This is a genomic window from Methylobacterium sp. PvR107 (genome assembly GCF_017833295.1).
GTDB lineage: Bacteria > Pseudomonadota > Alphaproteobacteria > Rhizobiales > Beijerinckiaceae > Methylobacterium.
In genome coordinates, this window is record NZ_JAFIBW010000001.1 from 1,156,236 (window position 1) to 1,173,025 (window position 16,790).

Annotated in this window: 17 protein-coding genes; 13 read left to right on the top strand and 4 right to left on the bottom strand. The window is 70.4% G+C overall.

Annotated features, from left to right (window positions below; all coding sequences use genetic code 11):
* Positions 1-40 precede the first annotated feature (40 nt).
* The 4 genes from mch to JOE48_RS05320 form a co-directional block, all read right to left on the bottom strand.
* Positions 41-1,015, bottom strand: a complete 975-nt coding sequence (gene mch / locus JOE48_RS05305) for a methenyltetrahydromethanopterin cyclohydrolase (RefSeq protein ID WP_210028480.1) — start codon at positions 1,013-1,015, stop codon at positions 41-43.
* Entirely contained in the window at positions 1,012-2,163 is a 1,152-nt protein-coding gene (locus tag JOE48_RS05310; RefSeq protein WP_210028481.1) for an ATP-grasp domain-containing protein, read from the bottom strand. The genes mch and JOE48_RS05310 overlap by 4 nt, the downstream gene beginning before the upstream one ends.
* Before the next feature lie 22 nt (positions 2,164-2,185).
* A complete protein-coding gene (locus JOE48_RS05315; RefSeq protein WP_210028482.1) occupies positions 2,186-3,079 on the bottom strand; it encodes an NAD(P)-dependent methylenetetrahydromethanopterin dehydrogenase in 894 nt (297 codons plus the stop codon).
* Between the two features lie 86 nt (positions 3,080-3,165).
* On the bottom strand, positions 3,166-4,116 hold the full coding sequence (locus tag JOE48_RS05320) for a beta-ribofuranosylaminobenzene 5'-phosphate synthase family protein (RefSeq protein ID WP_245252716.1): 951 nt from the start codon (positions 4,114-4,116) through the stop codon (positions 3,166-3,168).
* 488 nt (positions 4,117-4,604) lie between these two features.
* Between JOE48_RS05320 and JOE48_RS05325 the strand changes: the two genes are divergently transcribed.
* The 13 genes from JOE48_RS05325 to JOE48_RS05385 all read left to right on the top strand — a co-directional run bounded on the left by JOE48_RS05325 (position 4,605) and on the right by JOE48_RS05385 (position 16,705).
* Positions 4,605-5,675 (top strand): formyltransferase, encoded by a 1,071-nt coding sequence (locus JOE48_RS05325; protein WP_210028486.1) that lies wholly within the window; start codon positions 4,605-4,607, stop codon positions 5,673-5,675.
* Positions 5,669-7,315 (top strand): formylmethanofuran dehydrogenase subunit A, encoded by a 1,647-nt coding sequence (locus JOE48_RS05330; protein ID WP_210028487.1) that lies wholly within the window; start codon positions 5,669-5,671, stop codon positions 7,313-7,315. Before JOE48_RS05325 ends, JOE48_RS05330 begins: the two co-directional genes overlap by 7 nt.
* Before the next feature lie 27 nt (positions 7,316-7,342).
* Positions 7,343-8,290 (top strand): formylmethanofuran--tetrahydromethanopterin N-formyltransferase, encoded by a 948-nt coding sequence (gene fhcD / locus JOE48_RS05335; RefSeq protein WP_210028492.1) that lies wholly within the window; start codon positions 7,343-7,345, stop codon positions 8,288-8,290.
* Between the two features lie 3 nt (positions 8,291-8,293).
* On the top strand, positions 8,294-9,088 hold the full coding sequence (locus JOE48_RS05340; RefSeq protein ID WP_210028493.1) for a formylmethanofuran dehydrogenase subunit C: 795 nt from the start codon (positions 8,294-8,296) through the stop codon (positions 9,086-9,088).
* A gap of 84 nt (positions 9,089-9,172) precedes the next feature.
* Entirely contained in the window at positions 9,173-9,379 is a 207-nt protein-coding gene (locus tag JOE48_RS05345; RefSeq protein WP_210028494.1) for a hypothetical protein, read from the top strand.
* Positions 9,380-9,445: 66 nt separating this feature from the next.
* Positions 9,446-11,080 (top strand): HAMP domain-containing sensor histidine kinase, encoded by a 1,635-nt coding sequence (locus JOE48_RS05350; RefSeq protein ID WP_210028498.1) that lies wholly within the window; start codon positions 9,446-9,448, stop codon positions 11,078-11,080.
* Complete coding sequence (locus JOE48_RS05355; RefSeq protein WP_210028499.1) at positions 11,077-11,781, top strand: response regulator transcription factor; 705 nt, start codon at positions 11,077-11,079, stop codon at positions 11,779-11,781. The genes JOE48_RS05350 and JOE48_RS05355 overlap by 4 nt, the downstream gene beginning before the upstream one ends.
* Positions 11,782-12,004: 223 nt before the next feature.
* On the top strand, positions 12,005-12,094 hold the full coding sequence (pqqA, locus tag JOE48_RS05360; RefSeq protein ID WP_012317526.1) for a pyrroloquinoline quinone precursor peptide PqqA: 90 nt from the start codon (positions 12,005-12,007) through the stop codon (positions 12,092-12,094).
* Between the two features lie 33 nt (positions 12,095-12,127).
* Entirely contained in the window at positions 12,128-13,027 is a 900-nt protein-coding gene (gene pqqB, locus JOE48_RS05365; RefSeq protein WP_210028500.1) for a pyrroloquinoline quinone biosynthesis protein PqqB, read from the top strand.
* 400 nt (positions 13,028-13,427) lie between these two features.
* On the top strand, positions 13,428-14,513 hold the full coding sequence (gene pqqC / locus JOE48_RS05370) for a pyrroloquinoline-quinone synthase PqqC (RefSeq protein ID WP_210028501.1): 1,086 nt from the start codon (positions 13,428-13,430) through the stop codon (positions 14,511-14,513).
* A complete protein-coding gene (gene pqqE / locus JOE48_RS05375) occupies positions 14,510-15,655 on the top strand; it encodes a pyrroloquinoline quinone biosynthesis protein PqqE (protein WP_210028503.1) in 1,146 nt (381 codons plus the stop codon). The genes pqqC and pqqE overlap by 4 nt, the downstream gene beginning before the upstream one ends.
* Positions 15,652-16,362, top strand: coding sequence for a hypothetical protein (locus JOE48_RS05380; protein WP_210028505.1), 711 nt, complete (start codon positions 15,652-15,654; stop codon positions 16,360-16,362). Before pqqE ends, JOE48_RS05380 begins: the two co-directional genes overlap by 4 nt.
* On the top strand, positions 16,343-16,705 hold the full coding sequence (locus JOE48_RS05385) for a hypothetical protein (protein WP_210028506.1): 363 nt from the start codon (positions 16,343-16,345) through the stop codon (positions 16,703-16,705). The genes JOE48_RS05380 and JOE48_RS05385 overlap by 20 nt, the downstream gene beginning before the upstream one ends.
* Positions 16,706-16,790 lie beyond the last annotated feature (85 nt).

Genomic DNA, 16,790 nt, shown 5'->3' on the forward strand with positions numbered 1-16,790 from the left:
GACTGGGCCCCGCCGCGCAGGAGGGGCGCCTCGCGTGCCCTCAGGCGAAGGACGCGTCGACCAGCGTCGGCTCCAGGCGGCCGCCGCGGTAGGTGGCGCCGGAGCGCACCGACGTGACGATCGCCTCGGCCGGCGAGAACAGGGCGCCGTCGATCTTGTAGAAGTCGCCGTTCACCCGCGCGAAGATGTCGGCGAAGGGGGCGCCGTGATCGCTCGAGGTCGTCGAGGGCAATTGCTCGGCGAGCTGCTTGGCGTCGGCATCGTCGGCATCCACGAAGAGCTGGACACGGCCGCCGTAGATGATCGCGTCGTTGGTGCGGCCCATCGCCTTGATGAAGTCCGGGTGCGGCGGCGACAGCGGCGCCGAGCCGATCCCGTCCACGATGGCGTGCAGATCGAAGCCGACCGTGTGGGCCTTGTGGAGGGCGACCTCCAGGACGCGGGCCACGACCTGGGTGGAGCCGGCCAGGCTCTGGGTCGGCGCGAAGATGAAGGTCAGATCCTCGGGCTTGAGGCCGGAGGCCTCGGCGACCTTGGCGACGACGCTCTCGGGCGGGCCGCCCGTCGCCTCCAGCACGAGGGCGGTCTTGGTGGCGGAATCGCGGAAGCCGAGCTCCTGGTACAGGTCCTCGACGGCCGCCACCGCGCGGCCCGGACCCGAGCCGAGGGCGAAGAAGCCGGAATCCCCGGTCTCGTCGGCGAGGCTCCAGCCCGCGTACTGGCTGCCCAGGCAGGCGAGCACCGGGTCGACGGAATGGACCGTCACCGAGTACGGCCAGGACGCGATCGGCCCGCTCGGCGCGATGGTGACGGTGCCGAGGCCGCCGAGGCAGATCTCGGCGATGCGCCGCCCGGCCTCGATCGAGCCCCGCGCCTGCGCGCCGGCATCGACCATGCGGGCGCCGCCGGCAGCCTGCGACACGGCGAGCCGCAGCGTCGCGGCGTCGGCCACGAGCCGCTCGACCAGGGGGCCTGAGAGCGCGTTGATGCTGGGATAAGACGGGCTGGCACTCATGACGGGGCTTCCTCGGGGTGTGTTTTCTTCGCCGCGCAGACGGCCCGCAGGTGTGCCGTCCGCGTTTCCAACAGGGCGAGCACCTCCGCCCGGTCCGCGCCGTCGGCCAGCACCGTGCAGAGCGGCGCGTCGCGGCGGACTACCGAGCCGGGGCACGGGCGGTCGCGCACGCAGTCCGGCCAATCGAGGTCCGGCACAGGCGCAAGCTCACGGTCCGCGTAACAGATCTGCGCGGCCGCCGCACCCGCCGGATGCGGTCCGGGATCCGGCAGCGTGCCGAGGCAGGCGGCGATATGGGCCGCGAGCAGCGGCGTTTCGCGCCGGTCGAGGATGTCGAGGGTCGCACCGGGCCTCGGGTTGATCTCGGTGAGCCACCAGTCGGCCCCGTCGACCAGCAGGTCGGCGCTGGCGAGGCCGCGCAGGCCTATCGCGGCGACGATCCGCTCGGACCCGGCGGCGACGGCCTCCACGATGTGGGTGGGGAGTGCCGGGGCTTCTCCGACGCCGCGGGCGAGTGCCCCCGCGTAGCGGAACGGGCGGATCGGCGACGGCGCGCACCATTGCTCGGTGACCGCCAGGATGCGGATCGTGCGCCCGTCGGCGAGGATATTCAGGGCGTACGGCCGCCCCGGCACGCGCGCCTGGAAATAGTGGCCCGCCGGCGCGGGCGACCGGGTGGCCGGCCGGATGTGGCTGCCGCCCGAGCCCCCTGCCCGCTTGACCAGCCACGCCGCGGGATCCGGCGGCGGCTCCGTCGCCACGGCCGGATGCGGCACGCCGAGGCGCGCGCACAGGGCCGCGAAGGCCAGGGGATCCTTGAGGGCGGCGACTGTCCCGGCCGAGGCTCCGATCAGCCGGTGCCGCGCGGCGAGGCGTGCGATCAGGTCGGGCGCGTCCTCGAAGCCGCTGCCCAGGATCAGGCCAACCGGGCTCCCGGCCAGCGCGGCGAGGCCGTCGAGCGCCGCCAGGGTGGCGTCGGCGGCGGGGGCGGTGCCGAACCGGCCGGGCAGCGGCCGGTAAGCTTCGGCCAGTATGCGGGTGTCGGAATCGCCGAACAGGTCGGCGACATAGGGGCGGAGGCCCGCGCGCCGCGCCGCCTCGGCCAGGGCGCGCCCAGCCTGGGCGGCGATCAGAACCGCATCCGCCATCGGCATCCGATCCGGGAGCGGCCTAGCCGGCGATCTCCACGGCGAGCGCGTAGGCATCGCGGAAGTCGAGGCAGAGCGGCGTGTCGGAGGCGAGCATCCGGTCGAACAGGCGTCGCTGCGTCTGGTACTTCACGTTGCCGACCGCCAGCGCGCCGATGCCGACGCCCTTGCCGCTGGGCAGCGCGACGTCCACCGCGTTGACGTCGATCCCCGCGATGCCGGCGGGCGGCACGGCGTTGACGTCGGACGCGACGAGCAGCTTCGGCGCGGATTTCAGATCCTCCGCGGTGAGGATCGGGATGCCCGCCGGACCGGCCGAGAGAATGACGTCCGCGTCGCGGATGGCGGCGCGGCGATCCTCGGGCGTCGTGCCGTCGACGGCGCCGACCTCGATGCCGAAGCGCCACTTCATCGTGAAGGCGATCTTCGAGACGCGCTCCTCGCCGTCATGGCCGACCAGCACGGTGGTGGCGCCCTGCAGCGCGCCGATCACCGCGGCGACGTAGGCGACGACGCCTGCGCCGCCGAAGATCACGATGCGCTTGCCCGTGAGGTCGGTGTTGAACTTCTGCCGCAGGGCGCGGGAGACCTGCGCCACCATGGCGGCGCCGGTGGTGAACGAGCCCGCCGGGTCGGCGAAGACGTGGTTCACGAAGGGCGGCACGAAGGCCTTCTTGGCGCGGTCGACCATGTCGAGGGCGTCTTCGGCGTTCTTGCCGCCGATGAAGATGCCCGTCCGCGTCCCGTCGGCCGGCGACCGCGAGAAGATCGAATCCTGGGTCAGGGTGACGACGTCGGCGAGGCTGACCTCCGCGTAGGTCACCACCGTCTCGAAGCCGGCATCCACGGCCATGTTCACGTCGAACGGGCTCATGTGCCGGAGCGGCGTCAGCATGTGGAGGATCGAGCGGGCCATGGAATCCTCGTGCGGCGCGCGCGAGAGGCGCCTTCCCACCGTCCAAACCCGGAGCGGCGCCCCGGGTCAAGCCCGGGGCGGCCGGCTCACGCCGGACCGGTTACCGAAGCGCCACCGTTGCGGCCCCGGGCGATGACGAACCGGAGGGGGCCGCCCCTGTCGAGGCTGGCCACCAGGGCGCGGGCCTCGGCCTCGGACGGGACCAGCGCGAAGCCGGTCGGCCCCCAGGAGGATTGGCCGTAGCCCGCGACCCCCTGCGCGGCGACGGCGGCGAGCGCCTCCGCCACCGCGGCGCTGGCGTAGCGGCCGCCCTGATGGGGCGCGAAGTGGTCGCCGATCAGCGTCTGGATCCGGGTGATGCCGGCGCCGAAGCCCTTCGGCTCCGCCAGGGCGACGGCGGGCAGCACCTGCATCAGCGCGATCCGGCAGATCTCGGCCGCCTGCGCCTCGGGGAAGCGCGGCAGGTCGCGGAAGGCCTCGACCTCGCGCGTCCCGTGCACGCCGGCCATGCCCGGATCGAGGATCAGGACGATCCGCCATGCCTCGGGATAGGGCAGGCGCGCGATGACCGGCGGCGGCCCGCCATCCGCGCCGCGGCCGCCGTCGACGATAAGGCCGCCCTCCGTGAAGGCGCACAGGCCGACGCCGGACCGGTTGCCCCGGTCCAGGGTCGCCGCGAAGGACTCTGCCGCGAAGGGCTCGCCGTTCAGGCGCGCCATCGCGGCCGCCACCGCAAGGGCGAGCTGCGTGCCCGAGCCGAACCCGGCATGGGCCGGGATCACCCGCTCGACATTAATGGCGACATCGCCGCCACGCCCGAGATGGGCGGCGGCAGCTTCGACGTAGCCGCGCACGCGGTCGGCCTCGGGACCCGTGACGTCGGGGCGGCTCGCCCGGCGGGCGGAGAGAACCAGGGACGGCGCGTCGATGGCCAGCCCGATGCTGCCGAAGCGGCGGCCGAGCCCGCCGTGCAGGTCCAGGAAGCCGAAATGCAGCCGCGCCGGCGCCTCGACCCGCACGGCACCGTCCGCCGTCATCTCGTTTCGCTCGGGGACCTCGCCCAACACACTGTCCTCGAATCCCGCAGGCCCGGCGCATGCGCGGCGCGCTTTTCACACGTGGCTCTGGGTCCGGCAACGTGGACACGCGGGGATCGCGCCGCCGTCACGGCAATTCCCGGCCGCGGTCGCGGCTCGTGCGCGTCGCCGCGTCGGTCCGGGAAGGCGCCTTTCGGGGGAGACCCGTCCCTGTGAGGGATCCAGCATAGCGGGCCGCGAAGCGGCAAACCGGTCCGCGCAATCCACTTCCCGACACGCATCGCTGCCGAACCCCCTTGCCGCGATGGGCGGATGAATGCAAACCTGCGGCCCGCGACGGCGCGCCGAGTTTGCCGCCCGCCCGGAACTCGCCGGGTGGATGAGCCATTCCGACACGGTGGGGATCCCCTTCGAGGGCGTACCCGCTTCGTCCGGTCTTACGGCCGTCGCCCGCTCCGAAACCAAGCAAGAACGTTGCGAGAGGGAGCATGGCAGCCTGGGTGAAAGGTGGCGCGACGGACGCGGGCACCGCCATCGAGGCGGCCGCATCCCTTCTCGCCAAAGCGCGCGCGCCGGTGATCGCCGGCCTCAGCGCCGACGTGGCCGCGATCCGCGCGGCCTACGATCTCGCGGGGCGCATCGGCGCCTCCGTCGACACCGCCGGCTCGGCCGGCACTTACGCGGAACTCGGGTCGCTGAGCCGGGTCGGGGCGTTGACCTCGACGCCGTCCGAAGCCGTCGGGCGCGCCGACGTGGTGCTGGTCGTGGGCGGCGCCCCCTGGAAGGCGCCGCTCCTGAAGCGCCTCGTCGACGACAAGCCGGTCCGCGGTCGCGCCGCCGGGTCGGACCGCACCGTGCTGGCCGTCGGCACCAATGCCACCGCGTCGCTGTCCTGGCCGGCCGAGGGCGGGCTGACCGAGGCGGTCGGCGTGCTGCGTGCTTACGCCCGCGGCCACCTCGCCGGCGATGACCTCCCCGGCCAGATCGCCGCCCGGCTCGCGGCCGCCCAGTATGGCGTCCTCCTCTACGACGCCGCCGAGCTCGGCGAGGCCGGCATCGAGATGCTTCAGGGCCTCGCCATGGAGCTGAGCGAGACGACGCGCTGCTTCACCCTCGCGGTCGGCGGCACCGGTCAGGATCGGGCGGTGGTGCCGGTCTCGGCCTGGCTCACCGGCCAGGCGCCGCGCAGCGGCTTCGGGCGCCGCGTGCCCGAGCACGATCCCTGGCGCTTCGACGCTGCCCGGCAGGTCGCAGCCGGCGAGGTCGATGCTGTCCTGTGGCTCGGCGCCGTCCCGGTGTCGCGCCCGGACTGGCTGTCGAACGTCCCCTCCGTCGCGCTGGTCGCGGACGGTGAGGCCGCGGCCGCCGAGGTGGTGATCGCGGTCGGCCAGCCCGGCCGCGACCACGGCGGCGTGTTGTGGAACGAGCAGCGCGCCGCGCTGACATTCTGGCCGGCCTCGGCGCCGTCGGATCTGCCGTCGGCCGCGTCGGTGCTGGGCGCGCTCAAGGAGCGCCTGGTCACGGACCCGGCCGCGTCGAGGAGTAAACCCGCATGCTGAGCGTGATCCGGGGCGGGCGCGTCGTCGATCCGACCGCGTCCCGCGATTCCGTGGGCGACGTCTGGATCGAGGACGGCCGCGTCATCGATCCGCCGGGCCGCGAGCCCGACGCGGTGATCGACGCCGCGGGCTGCGTGGTGATGGCCGGCGGCGTCGAGGTGCACTCGCACATCGCGGGCGGCAACGTCATCACCTCGCGTCTGCTCCTGCCCGACCTCTACGTCAGCGAGACGGCGCCCGACGGCCATCCCTTCGCCCACGCGGGCGGGGCGGCGGCCTGGATCGGCTCGACCTACGCGCGGATGGGCTACACCACGGCCGTCGAGCCGGCGATGCCGCCGACCCACGCGCTCGGCACGCAGCTCGAACTCGCCGACATCCCGCTGCTCGACCGCGGCGCGCTGACCGTGATGGGCAACGACGATCAGCTCCTGCAGCTCCTGCGCGAGCGCCAGGGCGGCAACGCCGTGCGCGACCTCGTCGCCCTGTCGGTCGCCCAGTCGCGCGGCCTCGGGGTGAAGTGCATCAACGCGGGCGGCGCCTCTGCCTTCAAGGACGGGGCCCTGCGCCTCTCCCTCGACGACGAGATCCCCTGCTACGGGCTCTCGACCCGGCAGATCATGGGCTCGCTCCTCGACGCGGTCGAGGAGATCGGCGTCCCGCACCCGCTGCACGTCCACTGCAACAACCTGGGCCTGCCCGGAGCGGACGACAGCTTCATGGCGACGCTGGACGCAGCGGATGGGCGGCGCATCCACTTCGCCCACGCGCAGTTCTACGCCTACGGCGCGGTCGACCCGGCCAATCCCGGCACCGGCGGCTTCCGCTCGGCGGCCGAACGGATCGCCCAGGCGATCGCCGACAACCCGAACGCCACCCTCGATATCGGGCAGGTCGTGTTCGGCCAGACGGTCACCGTGTCCCTCGACATCCTCCGCCAGTTCGCCGGCCGGAAGGGCGCCAAGCCGAAGAAGTGGGTGCTGAACGCCGGCGACGCCGAGGGCGGCGGCGTGGTGCCGTTCCTGTACCGGCCCCGGGGCCCGACCAGCTCGCTGCAATGGGCGATCGGCCTGGAGATCATGCTGCTCTCCACCGACCCGGAGCGGACGATCCTGACGACCGATCACCCGAACGGCGGTCCGTTCACCCAGTATCCCCGCATCATCCACCTGCTGATGGACAAGTCGGAGCGCGACCGCGAGATCGCGACGCTGCCGAGCGTGGTCGGCGAGCGTTCGAGCCTGCCGGGGCTAGAGCGCGAGTACACGCTCTCGGAGATCGCGCAGCTGACCCGGTCCGGGCCGGCGAAGCTGCTGGGTCTCGCCGATCGCGGCCACCTGCGGGCCGGTGCCCGGGCCGACGTCGCCGTCTACCGCGACGACACCGACCGCACCGCGATGTTCACCGCCGCCAAGCTCGTCCTGAAGGACGGCGTGCCGATCGTCGAGGACGGCGAGGTCGTGGAGTGGCGCGCGGGACGCACGCTGTCGCTGACCGTCGAGTCCGACAAGGCCATGGCGAAGCGCGCCGACACCTACCTGACGGAGCGGTTCGGCGAGGGCCTCGACAGCTTCGCCGTGCCCGATGCGGCCTTCGGCGAGGGCCGGGAGAATTTCGAGGCGGTGCCATGCCGGGTGTGATCAGCAAGGCGAGCCGCGGGAAGTACGATGTCTGACCTCACCCTCAACGGCATCCCGGTCGTCGACACCTTCGCGGAGGCGTTCGACGTGGCCGGCACGGCCATCATCGTCACGAACGACACCGCCAAGTGGGCGATGATCGCCGCGACCACGATGACGGGCTTCGCCACCTCGGTCATCGGCTGCGGCGCCGAGGCCGGCATCGACGCCGAGCTGTCGCCCGAGGAGACGCCCGACGGGCGACCGGGCGTGCGCATCCTGCTGTTCGGCTTCGAGCCGAACGGCCTCAAGGACCAGCTGATCAAGCGCGTCGGCCAGTGCATCCTCACCTGCCCGGGCACCGCCTGCTACGCGGGAGTCGATGGGCCGACCAAGATCAAGCTCGGCGGCGCGATCCGCTACTTCGGCGACGGCTTCGCGGTGGCCAAGCGCCTGCCCGACGCCTCCGGCAAGGCCCGGCGCTACTGGCGCATCCCGGTGATGGACGGGGAGTTCCTCTGCGAAGATTCGGTCCGGGCCGTCGACGGCGCGGTCGGCGGCGGCAACCTGCTGTTCCTCGGCCGCACCCACGCCGAGACGCTCAAGGTCGCCGAGATCGCCGTGGAGGCCGCCAAGGCGGTGCCGGGCGCGATCCTGCCGTTCCCGGGCGGCATCGTCCGCTCCGGCTCCAAGGTCGGCGGCCGAACCAAGGGTATGATGGCCTCGACGAACGACGCCTACTGCCCGACCCTCAAGGGCCGCGCCGGCTCGGCGCTCCCGGCGGAATGCGGCGTGGTGCTGGAGATCGTGATCGACGCCCTCACCTCACAGGGCGTGTCCGACTCGATGCGCGCCGGCCTGCACGCCGCGACCGAGATCGGCGGCAAACACGGCCTGATCGCCGTGACGGCCGGCAATTACGGCGGCAATCTCGGCCGCCATCATTACCACTTGCGCGACCTGATCGGGCCGCATGACGCCACGAAGGAGGGCTGAGCCTTGAGCACCCTCACCCTGCGCGCGGCCCCGCCCGAGCGGCTGGATTTCCTCGCCATCAACCCGCTGGCGCTCAGCGGCCTCTCGCAGAGCGAGGCCGAACGCCTGGAGGTGGGAACCAGCCGAACCGGCGTGCGTCTCGGTGACTGCTTCGCCGTCTCCCTCGACCGCTCCAGCACCCTGACCATCGACGGTGGCCACGAACGCTTGGACCGCGTTGGCGCATCCCTGTCGGAGGGCACGATCCGCGTCGTCGGCGACGTCGGCCAGCGGCTCGGCGCCGGTATGGCCGGCGGCAGCCTGACTGTCATCGGGAACGCCGGTCCCTACGCGGCTTCCGGCGCCTCCGGCGGCACGATCACCATTGAGGGCGATGCCGGCGATTACGCGGGCGGCGCGGTCTACGGTGCCAAGGCAGGGCTCGACGGTGCGACGTTAATCATCCGGGGCAGCGCGGGCGCGCATCTCGGCGACCGGATGCGGCGCGGGACCATCGTGGCCGGCCGCGCCGGCGCTTTCGCGGGTTCGCGCATGATTGCCGGTACACTCGCCGCGCTCGCGGTGGGCGATCATCCGGGTCTCGGCATGCGTCGTGGGACGCTCGTTCTGGGTTCGCACGGGCGCATGGCTGCGACCTTCGTGGAGACGGGGACGCACGACCTCGTGTTCCTGCGCCTGCTGGCGACGGCCCTGCGCCGTGTCAGCACCGAGCACGCCGACCTTCTCGGGAAGCCGCTGCGTCGCTACTCCGGCGACCTCGCAACCATTGCCAAGGGCGAGATCTGGGTCGCGGCCTGACGCCGCCTGGGCAAGGGGCGTGACGCCGTCCTATGCTCCCCACCAAGCCGGCCCGTCCGAGGCCGGCAAACCGGGGAGGCGCCCATGCTGCTGCTGCTGTCGATCTGTCTCGTCGCCCAGCCCTCGACCTGCCGCGAGGACCGGATCGAGATGTCGTTCGAGACGTCGAGCCCCTTCGTGTGCCTGCGCAACTCGCAGAGTGCGCTGGCGACTTGGCAGGCGGCACATCCCGACTGGCATGTCGAGCGCTGGCGCTGCGCCGCCAAGGGCAGCGTGCCGAAGGATCTGTGACGGCACCTTGGCTCTCCCGCTGGACGGTGACATGCTCGCCTCCCCTCTGAGTGCGGGACGGAAACCATGCGCTCGCTGAAGGTCCGTTTCGCGCTGCTGCTCGGTGGCACGGCCATCGTGGTTGTGCTGGCCGCGGCTGCGGCCTTGGCGGCGATCGGGGCCGCGGAGCGGACGGTCGACCGCACTCTCGAGGCGCAGCGTCGTTTGGAGCTGCTGGCCGAGTTGTCCGGCCGCCTCACCCAGTTCGGTCTCGCCGCCGTGGAGACCGTGGGCAATCCCGACAACCAGCCAGAGGCGATGGCGATTGCCCGCGACAATGCCGACCGGGCCCTGACCACCGTGGATGAAGCCCTGGCCAAGAGTTTCCCGCCGAGCGATGATCCAGCCGACCGGATGCAGTATGCGGCGCGCACGCGTCCCATGGCGCAACTGCGGGCAGCCCGTGCGGTCCTCGACCGGCAGGTGGCGCTGATCGGCCGCCAGACCGATCCGGAGCGGCGCCAGGACGCGATCAAGGGCGCGCTGAACGGGTTCGGCGCCATGACCGGCCAGCCGCTCTCGTTCCTGATCGAGGTCGAGCGGCGCAGCATGGCCTTGGGGTCGGAGCAGGCCCGGGCGCTTTCGGCGCGCCTGCGGGTCGCGGCGGCTTCGGCGGTGGCTGCTGCCTTGGTCCTGCTCGCGATCCTCTACCGCGGGGTCACCCGTCCGACGCTCGCGCGCATCGAGGAGGTCCGTCGGGCGGCGAGCGCCATCGGCCGCGGCGCCCTCGACACGCGACTGTCCGTGGCAACCCGCGACGAGCTCGGCCTGCTGATGACCAACGTCAACCGCATGGCCGCCCGCCTCGCCCGGCGGGAATCGCGCGTGGCGGCGGATCGGGCCGCGTTGGAAGACACCGTGGCGGCGCGCACCGCCGACCTTCGCGCTGCCAACGCCCGCCTGGAGGCCGTCGATCAGTCACGACGGCGCTTCTTCGCCGATGTCAGCCACGAGCTGCGAACGCCCCTGACGGTGATCCTCGGCGAGTGCGACCTCGCCCTTCGAAGCGCGTCCCGTGGGGGCGACCCGGGACCGGTTTTCGCGACGATCAAGAAGCGGGCGCAGCGGCTGAAGCTGCGCGTCGAGGATCTGCTGCGCGTCGCCCGATCGGAATCGGGCGAGATCGCGTTCGACAAGCGTCCGCTCGGGCTTGCCCTGGTGCTGTCGGAGGCGGTGGACAACATGGCGTCCGAGGCCGCGCGTCGCCGGGTCGACCTGATTCTGGAGCCCGGCACCCGCGACGTCGAGTGCCTCGCCGACCGGGAGTGGATCCGCCAGACCGTCGAGAGCCTCGTCGACAACGCGCTGAGCCACGCCGCTGGATTATCCCGGGTCGAGGTCGCGCTGGCAGCTGGACCCGGGCCCATCGGACGGATCACCGTCACGGATGACGGACCGGGCTTCGACGCCGCGGAGGCCGAGCTGTTCGAGAGATTCCGCCGCGGGAAGAGCGCCGGCCCGGACGAGACCGGCTTCGGCATCGGCCTCGCCCTGGCGCGCTGGATCGTCGAGCAGCATGGTGGCACGATCCGGCTCGGTGCCGGGCCGGACGGGCGCGGAGCCCGCGTCAGTCTGGATCTTCCGGCGCTCGATCCGGCATGGGATGAGCAGGCAGCCGGACACGCGGCCGGCGGCGCGCAGGTGAAGGAGTCGGCCGCATGACGCGGATCCTGATCGTCGAGGACGATGTCGACATCCGCGGGCTCCTGGCCAGAGGATTGGAGGCCGAGGGGTTCGAAGTCGGGACCGCGGCCTGCGTGGACGAGGCGCTCAAGGCCGCGCATGATCCCGCGCCCGGCGCCGTGCTTCTCGATATCAACCTGCCGGATGGATCCGGCCACGACGTGTGCCGGTCCCTGCGCGAGGGCGGCTTCCCCGGAGCGATCCTGTTCCTCTCCGCCCGCGACGAGATCCGCGACCGGGCCGAGGGGCTGGCCCTCGGCGCCGACGACTACATCATCAAGCCGTTCGAGTTCGATGAGCTGGTGGCGCGGCTCCGGACGCATCTCATGCGCCGTGAGCAGGCGGAGGCGCCGCGCTCGCGCATCACGGCAGGCAAGCTGATGCTCGATTTCGACACGAGGCAGGCGAGCTGCGGCGAGGCCAGTGCGCGCCTTACGCCCCGCGAAGCCGACCTCCTCGCCATGCTGATGGAGAGCATCGGAAAGCCGGTCTCACGGGCCGACATCTTCGATCGGCTCTGGGCCAGCCAGGGTGGACTCTCCCTGAACGTGGTCGATGTCTATATCGGTTATCTGCGTTCGAAGATGGCCGATTTCGTCCGCTATGGCGGTCCGAGCCTGGTCACGGTGCGCGGCAAAGGCTTCATGCTCGAGTTGCGCGGGCCCGACTTCCGTCAGTGAGCCCCTGTACTTAAGTCGCAGGGGCGCACATTTCTCGATGGTTTCCGGGCGGTTAGTAAGTCTCTCACGAAAAATTTGGGAGGATCCGGCAACTTAGTGCTTGATGCCCGCAGCTGAATCGTCGATACCTCTCGCGCGCCGGAAATGAGAGCGCCATCAGTGTCTTAGGGTCCTCTTAGGAACCGCATGACGCTCGGTGTAGATGTCGCGAAGGAGAAACACCATGAAGTGGGCTGCCCCGATCGTGTCCGAAATCTGCGTCGGCATGGAAGTGACGAGCTACGAGTCGGCCGAGATCGACACCTTCAACTGAGTTTTACGGGCCGGGGGTCTCGGAAGCCGCACCATGCGCGTCGTGATCCTCGGTTCCGCGGCCGGCGGCGGCCTTCCTCAGTGGAATTGCCGCTGCCCCATCTGTACGCTGGCGCGGTCCGAGCCGGACCGGGTGCGGCCCCGGACCCAGTCGAGCATCGCGGTCTCAGCGGATGGGTCAGACTGGCTGCTGATCAACGCCTCGCCGGATATCCGGCAGCAGCTCTTCGACAATCCCCAGATGCATCCGCGCGAAGGCCTGCGCCACTCGCCGATCCGCGCCGTGCTCCTGACAAACGGGGACGTCGACCACGTCGCGGGCCTGCTCACGCTCCGCGAAGGTCAGCCCTACACACTTTACGCCACGCGCGGCATTCTCGGGTCTGTCAACGCCAATCGGGTGTTCGACGTGATGGCGGACGGCGTGGTCGCCCGGTGGCCGATCGGCATGGATGAGCGCTTCGAGCCGCTTCCCGGCCTGTCCGTGACTCTCTTCCCGGTCCCCGGCAAAGTGCCGCTCTGGTTGGAGGACGAGACGATGGAGATCGGCGCCGAGACCGAGACGACGGTCGGCGCTCTGATCGAGGCCGGCGGTCGGCGCCTCGCTTACATCCCGGGTTGCGCCCGCGTCACCGATGGATTGCGGGATCGGGTCGCCGGCGTCGACGCGCTGCTCTTCGACGGGACCGTTCTGCACGACGACGACATGATCCGCGCCGGGGTCGGCACGAAGACCGGCTGGCGGATGGGGCATGTTCCCATGCGCGGCGACAACGGCTCCATCGATGCCCTCGCGGAGGTCGAAATCGGACGCCGCGTCTTCGTTCACATCAACAATACCAACCCGGTGCTGGTCGAAGGATCGGTCGAGCGGGCGGATGTTGAGAAATCCGGGTGGATTGTGGCTCATGACGGGCTGAGCCTGTCGCTTTAGGCGGCAACGACTTTGGAGCGCGTGTAATCTGGCACTTCTCACCTTCGCCGATATCCTGAGGTGCTCGCGGCAACGGGCCTTTCGGGATCCGGGATCCTTGAACCATCCTTCGAGGCATCCGATGCGTTCTGGAACCTGTGCATGTAGGCGCGGAGCGGGCCCGGATCTCAGGAGTGAGACCCGCTCGCGATAAAGCGGTGTGCGGGACTCCGACTTGGCAATCCGGGCGTACCTTGTGCCGCAGGTCAGAGCGGCTTGAACGGGGGTTTGAGCCGGTTCCGCAGGTTGGGCCCGTAGCCGGGCGGCACTATATCGTCTCTGAGCTTGGATATTCGCCCCGTTGCCGAGGGCGGAACGACCGCACAGGAAACGCGACCCGAGAACGGACGCCGGAAACGCCATGAACGCAGTCTTCCCGACCCCCGACACCGCCGACAGCGAGCGTCTCCTGACTCCCGACGAGCTGGAAGCGGCCCTGCGCGGCATCGGCGCGCGCCGCTACCACAACCTGCATCCGTTTCACCGCCTCCTGCACGACGGCAAACTGTCGAAGGATCAGGTCCGGGCCTGGGCGCTGAACCGCTACTATTACCAAGCGATGATCCCGGTGAAGGACGCCGCGGTGCTCGCCCGGATGACTGACGCCTCGCTGCGGCGGGTCTGGCGTCAACGCATCGTCGACCACGACGGCGACCACGAGGGCGACGGCGGCATCGAGCGCTGGCTCAAGCTGGCGGAAGGCGTCGGCTTCGACCGCGACTACGTGCTGTCGACCCGCGGCATCCTCTCGGCCACGAAGTTCTCCGTCGAGGCCTACGTCCATTTCGTCTCCGAGAAGACTTTGCTGGAGGCGATCGCCTCGTCGCTGACCGAGATGTTCTCGCCGACGATCATCTCGGAGCGTGTCGCCGGGATGCTGAAGAATTATGACTTCATCACCAAGGACACGCTGGCCTATTTCGACAAGCGCCTGACCCAGGCCCCGCGGGATGCCGACTTCGCGCTGGACTACGTGAAGCAGCACGCGACCACGCCCGAGCTGCAGCGCCGGGCGATGGCCGCGCTGACCTTCAAGTGCAACGTCCTGTGGACGCAGCTTGATGCCCTGTACTTCGCCTACGTGGCGCCCGGCCTGATCCCTCCGGATGCGTGGCAGCCCGGAGAGGGTCTCGTTGCCGAGCCGGCGCAGGTCCAGGCGGCCGGCATCGGCAGGAAGACCGCGCCCGGCGACCGCCCGCGCCTGCCGCGCGGCGTGCGGCTGCGTAACGACGAGACGCGCGGCAAATACGTCCTGCTCGCTCCGGAGCGCACCTTCGATCTCGACGACAACGCCGTCGCGGTGCTCAAGCTCGTGGACGGCATGCGCAGCGTCGCCGACATCGCGGACGAACTGGGCAAGACCTACGCGGCCGACCCGCGTGCGATCGAGGCCGACATCCTGGTGATGCTCGACGGCCTCGCGGAGAAACGGGTTCTTGAGCGATGAACGCGCTGACGCCGAACCCGCCCGCGGCGCCGGCCCCCGTGGGCCTGCTCGCTGAGCTGACCCACCGCTGCCCGTTGCGCTGCCCCTATTGTTCCAACCCGCTGGAACTCGATCGCCGCTCCGGCGAGCTCGACACGGCGACGTGGCAGCGGGTTCTCACGGAGGCGTCCGCGCTCGGCGTGCTGCATGTGCACCTTTCCGGAGGCGAGCCGACGGCGCGCAACGACATCGTCGAGATCACAAAGAGCTGTGCGGATCTCGGACTGTACTCGAACCTGATCACCTCCGGGGTCGGCGGAGCCTTGTCGAAGCTTCAGGCGCTTTACGACGTCGGCCTCGACCATGTGCAGCTCTCGGTGCAGGGTGTCGACGCGCAGAATGCCGAGAAGATCGGTGGTCTGAAGAACGCCCAGCCGCAGAAGTTTGAATTCGCCGCCAAGGTGGTGGAACTTGGACTGCCGCTGACCCTCAACTCCGTCATCCACCGCGGCAACATCCACGAGGTGGCCGGCTTCATCGATCTCGCTGTCAAGATGGGCGCCAAGCGCCTCGAAGTGGCGCACACCCAGTATTACGGTTGGGCCTACGTGAACCGTGCCGCGCTGATGCCCGACAAGGCGCAGGTGGACGAATCGATCCGCCTCGTCGAAGCGGCCCGCGAGCGCCTGAAGGGGCAGCTCGTGATCGATCTCGTCGTGCCCGACTATTACGCGAAGTACCCCAAGGCCTGCGCGGGCGGCTGGGGCCGCAAGCTGATGAACGTGACGCCCCAGGGCAAGGTCCTGCCGTGTCACGCGGCCGAGACGATACCGGGGCTGGAATTCTGGAACGTCACCGACCATTCGCTCGGAGAGATCTGGCGCGACTCGCCCGCGTTCACGGCCTATCGCGGGACGGACTGGATGAAGGAGCCCTGCCGCTCCTGCGACCGCCGGGAGAAGGATTGGGGCGGCTGCCGTTGCCAGGCGCTGGCCCTGGCCGGCGATGCCGCGGCCACCGATCCGGCCTGCTCGCTCTCCCCGCTCCATGCCAAGGTGCGGGCCCTGGCGGTGGAAGAGGCGGCCGAGAACCCGCCGGATTACGTCTATCGGACGATCGGCAGCAACGTCCGGTCGCCGCTTAAGGAGGAAGTGCACTCGTGAGAGTTCTTGCTACGACGGCCCTGGCGCTCGTGCTGGCCGCGATACCGGCCCTCGCCGAGGACGCGCCGAAACCCGCGACCGTGACCCAGGCCAACGCCGCCGCCCCGCCCTCGGCGTCCGATCTGCTGTTCGACCAGCCTCAGATGAAGAACACGGCGCCGGGATCGACCATCACGTACAATTACCTGCGCCGCTCCGGCATCTCCGGCGGCCCGTTCGGGGCGCCGCTTCAGGACACGCTCGCACTGAAGATCGAGCCCGGTAAGAGCCCCGACGCACGCGATATCCGCGTCACGATGTTTTCCGGCCTGAACCGCGTGCCGGCCGGACCCTTCGAGGACATGGCGGGCAACCCCGTGGTGTCGCTGTTTCTCGAGAACCATCTCCGGGGCTTGGCCAAGGTGCTGGAAGCGAATCCGCGCTATCTGAAGCTGGCGATCCGCCGGGGCCTGCGCGACAAGGCGACCGTGACGCCCACGAAGGTGGAGTTCGACGGTCGCACGGTCGAGGGCTGGCGCGTGGTGACCAAGCCCTTCGAGGGCGATGCGATGACGCAACGAATGCGCGGCCTCGAGAACCTGACCTACACCTTCGTCACCGCGCCCTCCATCCCGGGTGAGATCGTCTCGATCGAGGCATCCTCGAAAAGCACGGACGGCGGTGAGCTGCTTGAGGAGAAGCTGAGTTATGATCAGAAGGCTGGCTGAACGTGGCGCATTGGCCGTCCTGGCCCTGACCCTGTCGGGCGTGGCCGGCTACGCGGCCGAGGAGAACGATTATCCGACGGACGCGCGGGTCGATTACGTGTTCGGCTGCATGGCGGCCAACGGACAGACCCGTGAAAGCCTGCAGAAGTGTTCCTGCTCGCTCGATCAGCTCGCCGCGATCCTGCCGTATGACAAGTACGTGCAGGCGAGCACCATCCTGTCGATGCGGCAGGGGATCGGCAACCGTGCGAACGAGTTCAAGTCGACCAAGGTCTTCGACGACAAGGTCGCTGATCTCCGCCGCGCGCAGGCCGAGGCGGAGATCCGCTGCTATCGCGGCTGATCGCACAGAGAGGCCGGCCGGCGTTGCGCCGGCCTCGCGATTCGCGCACACGGGGTTTCGTATCGCGCTCGTGAACGAGACCCCT

Bases quoted from the DNA above. Each gene is read 5' to 3' on its own strand.
- JOE48_RS05315 (WP_210028482.1), bottom strand. From the start codon at position 3,079: ATGGCCCGCTCGATCCTCCACATGCTGACGCCGCTCCGGCACATGAGC.
- JOE48_RS05325 (WP_210028486.1), top strand. From the start codon at position 4,605: ATGGCAGCCTGGGTGAAAGGTGGCGCGACGGACGCGGGCACCGCCATC.
- pqqB (WP_210028500.1), top strand. From the start codon at position 12,128: ATGCGCGTCGTGATCCTCGGTTCCGCGGCCGGCGGCGGCCTTCCTCAG.
- pqqA (WP_012317526.1), top strand. From the start codon at position 12,005: ATGAAGTGGGCTGCCCCGATCGTGTCCGAAATCTGCGTCGGCATGGAA.
- pqqE (WP_210028503.1), top strand. From the start codon at position 14,510: ATGAACGCGCTGACGCCGAACCCGCCCGCGGCGCCGGCCCCCGTGGGC.
- JOE48_RS05330 (WP_210028487.1), top strand. From the start codon at position 5,669: ATGCTGAGCGTGATCCGGGGCGGGCGCGTCGTCGATCCGACCGCGTCC.
- pqqC (WP_210028501.1), top strand. From the start codon at position 13,428: ATGAACGCAGTCTTCCCGACCCCCGACACCGCCGACAGCGAGCGTCTC.
- mch (WP_210028480.1), bottom strand. From the start codon at position 1,015: ATGAGTGCCAGCCCGTCTTATCCCAGCATCAACGCGCTCTCAGGCCCC.
- fhcD (WP_210028492.1), top strand. From the start codon at position 7,343: ATGTCTGACCTCACCCTCAACGGCATCCCGGTCGTCGACACCTTCGCG.
- JOE48_RS05385 (WP_210028506.1), top strand. From the start codon at position 16,343: ATGATCAGAAGGCTGGCTGAACGTGGCGCATTGGCCGTCCTGGCCCTG.
- JOE48_RS05355 (WP_210028499.1), top strand. From the start codon at position 11,077: ATGACGCGGATCCTGATCGTCGAGGACGATGTCGACATCCGCGGGCTC.
- JOE48_RS05350 (WP_210028498.1), top strand. From the start codon at position 9,446: ATGCGCTCGCTGAAGGTCCGTTTCGCGCTGCTGCTCGGTGGCACGGCC.
- JOE48_RS05310 (WP_210028481.1), bottom strand. From the start codon at position 2,163: ATGGCGGATGCGGTTCTGATCGCCGCCCAGGCTGGGCGCGCCCTGGCC.
- JOE48_RS05320 (WP_245252716.1), bottom strand. From the start codon at position 4,116: ATGACGGCGGACGGTGCCGTGCGGGTCGAGGCGCCGGCGCGGCTGCAT.
- JOE48_RS05345 (WP_210028494.1), top strand. From the start codon at position 9,173: ATGCTGCTGCTGCTGTCGATCTGTCTCGTCGCCCAGCCCTCGACCTGC.